This is a genomic window from Streptomyces bobili (assembly GCF_002154575.1).
In the GTDB taxonomy this organism is placed as follows: Bacteria; Actinomycetota; Actinomycetes; order Streptomycetales; family Streptomycetaceae; genus Streptomyces; species Streptomyces bobili.
Genome location: NZ_MUBA01000509.1, coordinates 1 through 9,292, shown reverse-complemented (window position 1 = coordinate 9,292; position 9,292 = coordinate 1). Strand labels below are relative to the sequence as shown.

Sequence of the window (9,292 nt, the reverse complement as noted above, 5' to 3'; positions counted from 1 at the left end):
CACCCACTCAGGTAGCCCGACGCCGCCGAGCCCCCGGCCGCCGCTCGCTCGGCCGGCTGACCGCGTCCCCGGCCTCCCGCGCCGCAGCCCTCCGCCGCAGCCCGAACTCCGCCAGCGCCTCGGCCAGTTTGTGCACGGACGGCTCGGGAGCCATCACGTCCACCCGCAGCCCGTGCTCCTCAGCCGTCTTGGCCGTAGCCGGCCCGATGCACGCGATGACCGTCACGTTGTGCGGCTTCCCGGCGATCCCGACCAGGTTGCGCACGGTGGACGACGACGTGAACAGCACGGCGTCGAACCCGCCGCCCTTGATCGCCTCACGCGTCTCGGCCGGCGGCGGCGAGGCCCGCACGGTCCGGTAGGCCGTGACGTCGTCGACCTCCCAGCCCAGCTCGATGAGCCCGGCGACGAGCGTCTCGGTGGCGATGTCGGCCCTCGGCAGGAACACCCGGTCGATCGGATCGAACACCGGGTCGTAGGGAGGCCAGTCCTCCAGCAGCCCGGCCGCGGACTGCTCCCCGCTCGGCACCAGGTCCGGCTTCACACCGAACGCGATCAGCGCCTGGGCGGTGGCTTCCCCCACCGCCGCGACCTTGATCCCGGCGAAGGCGCGGGCGTCGAGCCCGTACTCCTCGAACTTCTCCCGCACGGCCTTGACGGCGTTGACGGAGGTGAAGGCGATCCACTCGTACCGACCGGTGACGAGCCCCTTCACCGCCCGCTCCATCTGCTGGGGCGTCCGCGGCGGTTCGACGGCGATGGTCGGCACCTCGTGCGGCACGGCCCCGTAGGACCGCAGCTGGTCGGAGAGTGAGGCCGCCTGCTCCTTGGTGCGCGGCACGAGCACCTTCCAGCCGAACAGCGGCTTGGACTCGAACCAGGCGAGCTGGTCGCGCTGCGCGGGAGCGGAACGCTCACCGACCACGGCTATGACCGGCCGGCCACCCTCGGGAGAGGGCAGCACCTTCGCCTGCTTCAGCGTCTGCGCGATGGTGCCGAGGGTGGCGCACCAGGTCCGCTGACGGGTCGTCGTACCGGCGACGGTGACGGTCATCGGGGTGTCGGGCTTGCGCCCGGCCGCGACCAGTTCGCCGGCGGCCGCGGCCACGGAGTCCAGCGTCGTGGACACGACGACGGTCCCGTCGGACACGCCGACCTCGGTCCAGCACCGGTCGGACGCGGTCCGCGCGTCGATGAACCGGACGTCCGCGCCCTGCGCGTCGCGCAGCGGCACACCGGCGTACGCGGGCACGCCGACGGCGGCCGAGATACCGGGGACGACCTCGAAGGGAACACCGGCGGCGACACAGGCGAGCATTTCCTCGGCCGCGTACGTATCCAGTCCCGGGTCCCCGGACACCGCACGGACGACCCGCCTGCCGCCCCGCGCGGCCTCCATGACAAGATGTGCGGCATCCCGCACAGCGGGGCTCCCAGCGGTTGTTGACGTGCCGTCAACGATCGTCGGGTGCGGCGTGCCCGTGCCCGGAAGAGGGCCCGGGAACGGACCGGCTTCCGTATGCACGACGGCGACGCCTGGCCTGGCGTGCGTCCGGACGACGTCGAGCACCTCGTGCTCGGCGACGAGGACGTCCGCGTTCGCCAGCGCCTCCACGGCGCGAAGAGTCAGCAGTCCCGGATCCCCGGGTCCGGCACCCAGGAAGGTGACGTGCCCGTGTTCAGGACCGGCGGGAAGTGTGGTGGGGCTCACAGCGCTCGCTCCCCCATCAGACCGGCCGCGCCCTGGGCGAGCATCTCGGCTGCGAGTTCGCGGCCGAGCGCCATTGCCCGGTCGTACGTCTCGGGCACGGGACCGGTGGTGGACAGCTGCACCGTGCGGGATCCGTCGGTCGTGCCGACGACGCCCCGCAGGCGCATTTCTTTGACAATCTGCCCGTCGGCCAGGAGGTCGGCCAGTGCACCCACAGGTGCGCTGCAACCGGCTTCCAGGGCGGCGAGCAGGGACCGTTCGGCGGTCACGGCGGCCCGGGTGAAGGGGTCGTCGAGTTCACCGAGCGCGGCGATCAGGTCCGCTTGGTGCGCGGCGCATTCGATCGCCAGTGCTCCCTGGCCGGGAGCGGGCAGAACCGTGTCGACCGACAGGAAGTCGGTCACCTCGTCACCGCGGCCCATCCGGTTCAGTCCGGCGGCGGCCAGGACGACCGCGTCGAGTTCGCCGTCGCGCACGTACCCGATGCGGGTGTCGACGTTCCCGCGTATCGGCACGGTCTCTATGTCGAGCCCGTGGCCGCGCGCGTACGCGTTCAGCTGCGCCATGCGGCGCGGTGAACCCGTGCCGATGCGCGCCCCGCGCGGCAGGTCGGTGAACTTGAGCGCGTCCCGGGCGACGAGGACGTCACGCGGGTCCTCCCGCTCCGGTACGGCCGCCAGGACCAGGCCCTCGGGCTGCCCGGTCGGGAGGTCCTTCAGCGAGTGAACCGCGAAGTCGACCTCCCCCCGCAGCAGCGCGTCCCGCAGTGCGGTGACGAACACGCCCGTGCCGCCGATCTGCGCGAGGTGCTCACGGGAGGTGTCGCCGTACGTGGTGATCTCGACGAGTTCGACGGGCCGCCCGGTCACCTGGCTCACGGCGTCCGCCACCTGCCCCGACTGGGCCATGGCGAGCTTGCTGCGCCTGGTCCCCAGCCTCAGTGCCTTCGTACTCATGCCGCTCATGCCGGCCCTCGGTTCTGTGCGTTCGTCTCGGTGCTGTCCTCGGCGCGGGAGACGGAGGCCACCGTCTCCTGGTCGAGGTCGAACAGGGTCCGCAGTGCGTCCGCGTACCCGGCGCCGCCGGGTTCGGCCGCGAGCTGCTTGACCCGTACGGTCGGCGCGTGCAGCAGTTTGTCGACGACGCGCCGTACGGTCTGGGTGATCTCCGCGCGGTGTTTGTCGTCCAGGCCCGGCAGCCGTCCGTCGAGCCGGGCGATCTCGCCGGCGACGACGTCGGCGGCCATGGCGCGCAGGGCGACCACGGTCGGAGTGATGTGCGCGGCGCGCTGCGCGGCGCCGAACGCGGCGACCTCGTCGGAGACGATCCGCCGTACCTGGTCGACGTCGGCGGCCATCGGCGCGTCCGCGGAGGCCTCGGCGAGCGACTCGATGTCGACCAGGCGCACTCCGGCGAGCCGGTGCGCGGCCGCGTCGACGTCCCGCGGCATCGCGAGGTCCAGCAGGAACAGCACCGGCTCGGGCCGTACGGGTACGGGGGCGGGCTCGGGCCTGCGGCGCTCGGGGATGCGGCCGACGGTGGCGGCGGTCGCGGCCAGCGCGGTGATCAGCTCGGCGTCGGCCGCCGCGGGGCGGCGCGCGGCCTCCCTGCGGCCGGTGGCCGGGCCCGCGGCCCAGGCGGCGTGCTGCTCCAGCGTGGCCGCGTCCATGCCGGCCACGGCGGCGTCCCCCATCACGGAGAAGCCCTGCTGCACGGTGGAGAGGTCCAGCGGACAGCCGTCGTCGGTGCCGACGGAGGTCGGCGGCAGCGGCCGTACGTCCGCGGGTGCGGACCGGCTCTCGGCGAGGGCGGCGGGTGTTCCCGTGCGGCCCTCGACCGCGGTCGCGACCGCTTCGGCGGTGAGGACGAGTCCGGTCGCGCCGGTACAGGAGACGGCGACGTCGGCACGTGTCAGTTCCGCCGGCACCGACTCCATCGGCACGGCGCGCGAGACGATGTCCGGGTCGCCGTTCTCGGCGAGGATCTGCGCGAGACGCTCGGCGCGGTCGAAGGTGCGGTTGGCGACGACGATCTCGGCGACGCCCGCGCGCGCGAGGGTCGCCGCGGCCAGGGAGGACATGGAGCCTGCGCCGATGACGAGGGCGCGCTTGCCCCGCGCCCACCCGGTCACGTCCCTGCCGGCGGCCAGCTGTTCCAGGCCGAAGGTGACCAGGGACTGCCCGGCGCGGTCGATGCCGGTCTCGGAGTGGGCCCGCTTGCCGACCCGCAGGGCCTGCTGGAACAGGTCGTTCAGCAGCCGTCCGGCGGTGTGGCCCTCCTGGGCGCGGGCCAGGGAGTCTTTGATCTGGCCGAGGACCTGTCCCTCGCCGACGACCATCGAGTCCAGCCCGCAGGCCACCGAGAACAGATGGTGGACGGCGCGGTCCTCGTAGTGCACGTAGAGGTAGGGAGTGAGCTCCTCCAGGCCGACGCCGCTGTGCTGGGCGAGCAGCGTGGACAGCTCGGCGACACCGGCGTGGAACTTGTCCACGTCGGCGTACAGCTCGATGCGGTTGCAGGTGGCGAGCACACCGGCCTCGGTGGCCGGCTCGGCGGCGACCGTGTCCTGCAACAGCTTGAACTGGGCGTCCGCGGAGAGTGAGGCCCGCTCCAGAACGCTCACGGGAGCACTGCGGTGGCTCAGTCCGACGACGAGGAGACTCATGCCGGCATCACGGCGGGTACGTCCCCGTCAGGTCCCTGGTCGGTGGTGTTGACGCGGCGCGCGGCGGGGGCGGGTACGGCGCTCTCCTGTGCCGCGGCCTCCTCGCCGGCCTTGCGCTGCTCGTGGAAGGCGAGGATCTGCAGCTCGATCGAGAGGTCGACCTTGCGTACGTCGACGCCGTCCGGGACGGACAGCACGGTCGGCGCGAAGTTCAGGATGGAGGTGACTCCGGCGGCGACGAGACGCTCGCAGACCTGCTGCGCGACGCCCGGCGGGGTGGTGATGACCCCGATGGACACGCCGTTGTCGGAGATGATCTTCTCCAGCTCGTCGCTGTGCTGGACCGGGATCCCGGCGACCTGGCGGCCGGTCATCTCGGGGTCGGCGTCGATGAGCGCCGCGACCCGGAAGCCGCGGGAGGCGAAGCCACCGTAGTTGGCGAGCGCCGCGCCGAGGTTACCGATACCGACGATCACAACCGGCCAGTCCTGGGTCAGGCCCAGTTCGCGGGAGATCTGGTAGACGAGATACTCGACGTCGTAGCCGACGCCGCGGGTTCCGTAGGAACCGAGGTAGGAGAAGTCCTTGCGCAGCTTCGCGGAGTTGACGCCCGCCGCGGCCGCGAGTTCCTCGGAGGAGACCGTGGGAACCGAGCGCTCCGACAGTGCGGTCAGCGCGCGAAGGTACAGCGGAAGCCGGGCGACGGTGGCCTCGGGAATCCCTCGGCTACGGGTCGCCGGTCGGTGAGTTCGGCCAGTTGCCACGGTGCTCCTGCGGGTAGAGCGGGGCTGTAGGCGGTCACACGTCCCCAGACCGCCCCGTCGGAAGCAGGCTATGTCTTTGTGAACGCGTGCACAAAGATGGTGTCCGATTTGCCCGGCCAACGTGACCGGGGTCACGCGCCCCTGGCGCCTTCGCGGGGAACCGGCGCACACACGCCCGCGTTCCTTGATTGTCGGGGGCAAAACCGCACACTCTCCTCACGAATCCCGCCCCCGAGATCTGGTCGCCATCGATCCTAAGCGACTTTTCGCCATACTTGGACTGCCCGGTCAGTTCCCCGTGAGCTCCGTACGCAGCCGGTCCTCGTTCACGCGCCAGAACGTGTGCTGCTCCCCGTCCACCAGGACGACCGGGATCTGCTCCCAGTAGAGAGCGTGAAGTCCGGCGTCCTCGGTGATGTCCCGCTTCTCCCACGGCACGCCGAGATCACCGCACACCTTCTCGATCACCTCCTGGGCGTCGTCGCACAGATGGCATCCGGGCTTGCCGATCAGCGTCACGAGCCGGTCCTGCGGTGCGGGACCCTTGCGGCGGAAGAGGGAACTCATGCCGGCCATTGTCGCGCGCACCCGGACGGGTGTCCTCAAGGTCCCGCCCGAGGCCTTGTCCAAGGTCTTCCTTAACGGCCCCGCCGCAGAGAGTTCACACCCTTCGAACCTCGTGACCGACGGAACCGCCGAACAGACTGGCTATGCTCACGCCATGGCCGCTCTCGGATGGCTCACCCCCCGTAGGCGCTCCGCCACGGCGCGGAGCGTGTTGGCAGGCGAGGCCTCGGCGGAGGCCGCCCGCAAGGACGTCTCCGCACAGGAACCTCAGTTCCCCGTGCGGGGCGACGACCTGGCCGCCGCGTTCTTCGACCTCGACAACACCGTGATGCAGGGCGCCGCCCTCTTCCACTTCGGCCGGGGCCTGTACAAGCGCAAGTTCTTCGAGACCCGCGACCTCGCCCGGTTCGCCTGGCAGCAGGCGTGGTTCCGGCTGGCCGGCGTCGAGGACCCGGAGCACATGCAGGAGGCCCGCGACTCCGCCCTGTCCATCGTCAAGGGCCACCGCGTCGCCGAGCTGCAGTCGATCGGCGAGGAGATCTACGACGAGTACATGGCCGAGCGCATCTGGCCCGGCACCCGCGCCCTCGCCGAGGCGCACCTGGAGGCGGGCCAGCGGGTGTGGCTGGTCACTGCGGCGCCCGTGGAGATCGCCCAGGTGATCGCCCGCCGCCTCGGCCTCACCGGCGCCCTCGGCACGGTCGCCGAGTCGGTCGACGGCATCTATACGGGAAAGCTGGTCGGCGAACCGCTGCACGGCCCCGCGAAGGCCGAGGCGGTCCGCGCGCTGGCCACCGCGGAGGGCCTGGACCTCACCCGCTGCGCCGCCTACAGCGACTCGCACAACGACATCCCGATGCTCTCCCTCGTCGGCCACCCCTACGCGATCAACCCCGACGCCAAGCTCCGCAGGCACGCCCGCGAACTCGACTGGCGGCTGCGCGACTACCGCACGGGCCGCAAGGCGGCGAAGGTCGGCATCCCGGCCGCGGCGGGCGTGGGCGCGGTGGCGGGCGGTACGGCCGCGGCCATCGCGCTGCACCGCCGCCGCAGGTAGCGGGCGGACGGCGCCGCCGTCCGCCGTCCGGCACGCCCGTCCAACCCGGTCACGGCGCTCACCCGGACGGGCAACCGCAGCGAAACGCCGCCAATCCCACCGTCGTGAGCGCGCACCCTCCTGGCCAGTCCTGTTGTCTGCGCACCGCCACAACACGCCCCCGCCCGACCTGAAATGCGAACCTTTTCGGTCAACAAGTGATCACCCTGCGCAACTTGATTGGGCGTCAATAGGCTACGGAAGCGACGTAACCGGTGAATTGAGCAACTGGGTGTAGCAGGGCCTGCACGAAGCGTTATTCTCCTCAGACGCAATCCGGTACCCCTTCCGTCGCTACGACGGGTGAACGGTTCCGCACTGCACGTGATGGAAGCTCTGCCTCTGGGAGTCCCGTGTACCCACACGTCGGGGTTGACACCTCGGGCCTGGCTACGCTGCGCGCTACGGTCCTAGACCTGATGCGCGGCTTCGTCCCCACCGCGTACGCCGTCCCCGCCTTTGCCACCGCCGCGCCCGTCGGCCCGTGCTATGCACTGGCCGACGGCACCGCCGCGGTCGGCAGACGAGGACGTGCGACCGGCGCGGCCACCGCCCGCCGACCGGCCGCCGACAGCGACAGCGCCCGCATGATGGACCTCGTCGAGCGGGCCCAGGCCGGCGAGGCCGACGCGTTCGGGCGGCTCTACGACCAGTACAGCGACACCGTGTACCGGTACATCTACTACCGAGTGGGCAGCAAGGCGACCGCCGAGGACCTGACCAGCGAGACCTTTCTGCGCGCCCTGCGACGGATCGGCACCTTCACCTGGCAGGGCCGCGACTTCGGCGCCTGGCTCGTCACCATCGCCCGCAACCTCGTCGCCGACCACTTCAAGTCCAGCCGCTTCCGGCTGGAGGTCACCACCGGCGAGATGCTCGACGCCAACGAGGTCGCGCGCTCCCCGGAGGACTCCGTCCTGGAGTCCCTCTCCAACGCCGCCCTGCTGGACGCCGTACGACGGCTCAACCCGCAGCAGCAGGAGTGCGTGACCCTCCGCTTCCTCCAGGGCCTCTCGGTCGCCGAGACCGCGCGGGTCATGGGCAAGAACGAAGGCGCCATCAAGACCCTCCAGTACCGGGCCGTCCGCACCCTCGCCCGTCTCCTCCCGGACGACGCCCGCTGACCCGCCTCGGCCCCATCCCGCCCCCGCCTACTGTCCGCGATCTCAACTCACGGTCAGTGAAAGTCCGTTGGCTTCCCCATCCGATCATCCGCAGTCCGTAACCCAAGTGCCACGCCAGTCGTTGTGCGGGATACAGGCTCCCTGTGGTCACGTCCTGGCCGGCCTCGATCACTCGTTCGCATGCAAGCGGTCGAGGGCGTGCAACCCTCAGGACCCCGGGGGAGTCGACCGTCATGACGAGAGGAGGTGCCGCCAGTGATCGCGAACGTATCGGCGCACCGGCGGGCGAACGCCTTCGCCCAGGCCCTGGAGGAGCAGTCCGACCGGGGCACGGCGGCCGAGCAGACCGAAGGATCACCGCCGGCCCCGGCCGCTGCGGGCCAGACCGAGCAGGGCCAGCTCCTGGCCCTCGCAACGGGTCTCGCCGAGCTGCCCAAACCGGAGTTCGACCCCGAGGTCAAGGTCGTCCAGCGGGCGCAGTTGGTCGCCGCGATGGAGGCCATGCTCCAGGCGGGCACCATGGGCGAGGCGGCAGACCGATCGGTACCCGAGCAGCGGGCTCGGGCACGGGGCGCCCACCGGGCGACATCGCTGGGCAGGTTCCGTCCGCGCACACGGCTCGCCAAGGGCCTCACAGCGGGCGGCCTGAGCGTCGGAGTCGCCGCCGGAGCCTTCGGCGGAGTCGCCGCCGCGAGTTCCGACGCCCTTCCCGGTGACTCGCTCTACGGCCTGAAGCGCGGCATAGAGGATTTCAAGCTGAACTACCTCGCCGAGGGCGACAGCGAGCGCGGGCAGGCCTACCTCGACCAGGCCTCCACCCGGCTCAGCGAGGTCCGCAGGCTCATGGAGCGCGGCCGTGGCGGCGCCCACCTCGACCACGAATCCGTGGGCGAGATCCGCCGCGCCCTGTCCGGCATGCGCTACGACGCCTCCGAGGGCCACCGCCTGCTCCACGAGGCGTACCAGCGCGACCCGGACTCCCTCGGGCCCATCCAGGCCCTGTCCACCTTCTCGCGCTCACACCGCGAGGTCTGGGGCGACCTGCGCAACCGGCTCCCCGTGCAGCTCGGAGACGTCAGCCAGCAGGTGTCGTCGGTGTTCGACGCCATAGACGAAGAGGTCGCCCCGCTGCGCTCCCTGCTCCCCCAGCCGCCTGCCCCCGGCGGCGGCGCGGGCAGCGGACAGGGCTCAGGACCGACGGCGCCCGGCACCTCGGGCACCGGCCGCTCGACCACGCCCAGCGCGGGCGGCGGCTCCCCGACGGCCGGCGACCCCAGCAGTGGCGGCAGTCCCAGCAAGTCGGCGGACGCCGGCGAGGACGGCCTCCTCGGCGGCAACACCGGCGGCCTGCTCGACCCACCGCCG

General features: G+C 71.7%; 8 protein-coding genes. 3 read left to right on the top strand and 5 right to left on the bottom strand.

Translation table 11 applies throughout. From position 1 onward, the window contains the following. Positions 1-7: 7 nt before the first annotated feature. From BZL64_RS31865 to BZL64_RS31845, 5 genes are all read right to left on the bottom strand, one after another. Positions 8-1,711, bottom strand: coding sequence for a bifunctional uroporphyrinogen-III C-methyltransferase/uroporphyrinogen-III synthase (locus BZL64_RS31865; RefSeq protein WP_086772606.1), 1,704 nt, complete (start codon positions 1,709-1,711; stop codon positions 8-10). Next, on the bottom strand, positions 1,708-2,667 hold the full coding sequence (gene hemC / locus BZL64_RS31860; protein ID WP_086772605.1) for a hydroxymethylbilane synthase: 960 nt from the start codon (positions 2,665-2,667) through the stop codon (positions 1,708-1,710). Before hemC ends, BZL64_RS31865 begins: the two co-directional genes overlap by 4 nt. A 5-nt stretch (positions 2,668-2,672) precedes the next feature. After that, positions 2,673-4,376 carry a glutamyl-tRNA reductase gene (locus tag BZL64_RS31855; protein WP_086772604.1) on the bottom strand — a complete coding sequence of 568 codons (1,704 nt, stop codon included), beginning with the start codon at positions 4,374-4,376 and terminating at the stop codon, positions 2,673-2,675. Continuing rightward, entirely contained in the window at positions 4,373-5,140 is a 768-nt protein-coding gene (locus BZL64_RS31850; protein ID WP_086772603.1) for a redox-sensing transcriptional repressor Rex, read from the bottom strand. The genes BZL64_RS31855 and BZL64_RS31850 overlap by 4 nt, the downstream gene beginning before the upstream one ends. Before the next feature lie 288 nt (positions 5,141-5,428). Next, a complete protein-coding gene (locus BZL64_RS31845) occupies positions 5,429-5,716 on the bottom strand; it encodes a glutaredoxin family protein (RefSeq protein WP_208639557.1) in 288 nt (95 codons plus the stop codon). 145 nt (positions 5,717-5,861) lie between these two features. Between BZL64_RS31845 and BZL64_RS31840 the strand changes: the two genes are divergently transcribed. The 3 genes from BZL64_RS31840 to BZL64_RS31830 form a co-directional block, all read left to right on the top strand. Further along, positions 5,862-6,764, top strand: a complete 903-nt coding sequence (locus tag BZL64_RS31840; protein WP_086772602.1) for an HAD family hydrolase — start codon at positions 5,862-5,864, stop codon at positions 6,762-6,764. A 392-nt stretch (positions 6,765-7,156) separates the two neighbouring features. After that, positions 7,157-7,927 (top strand): ECF subfamily RNA polymerase sigma factor, BldN family, encoded by a 771-nt coding sequence (locus BZL64_RS31835; RefSeq protein WP_086772601.1) that lies wholly within the window; start codon positions 7,157-7,159, stop codon positions 7,925-7,927. Between the two features lie 255 nt (positions 7,928-8,182). Beyond that, the coding region (locus BZL64_RS31830; RefSeq protein WP_086772607.1) for a DUF5667 domain-containing protein at positions 8,183-9,292 on the top strand (1,110 nt) is incomplete at its 3' end.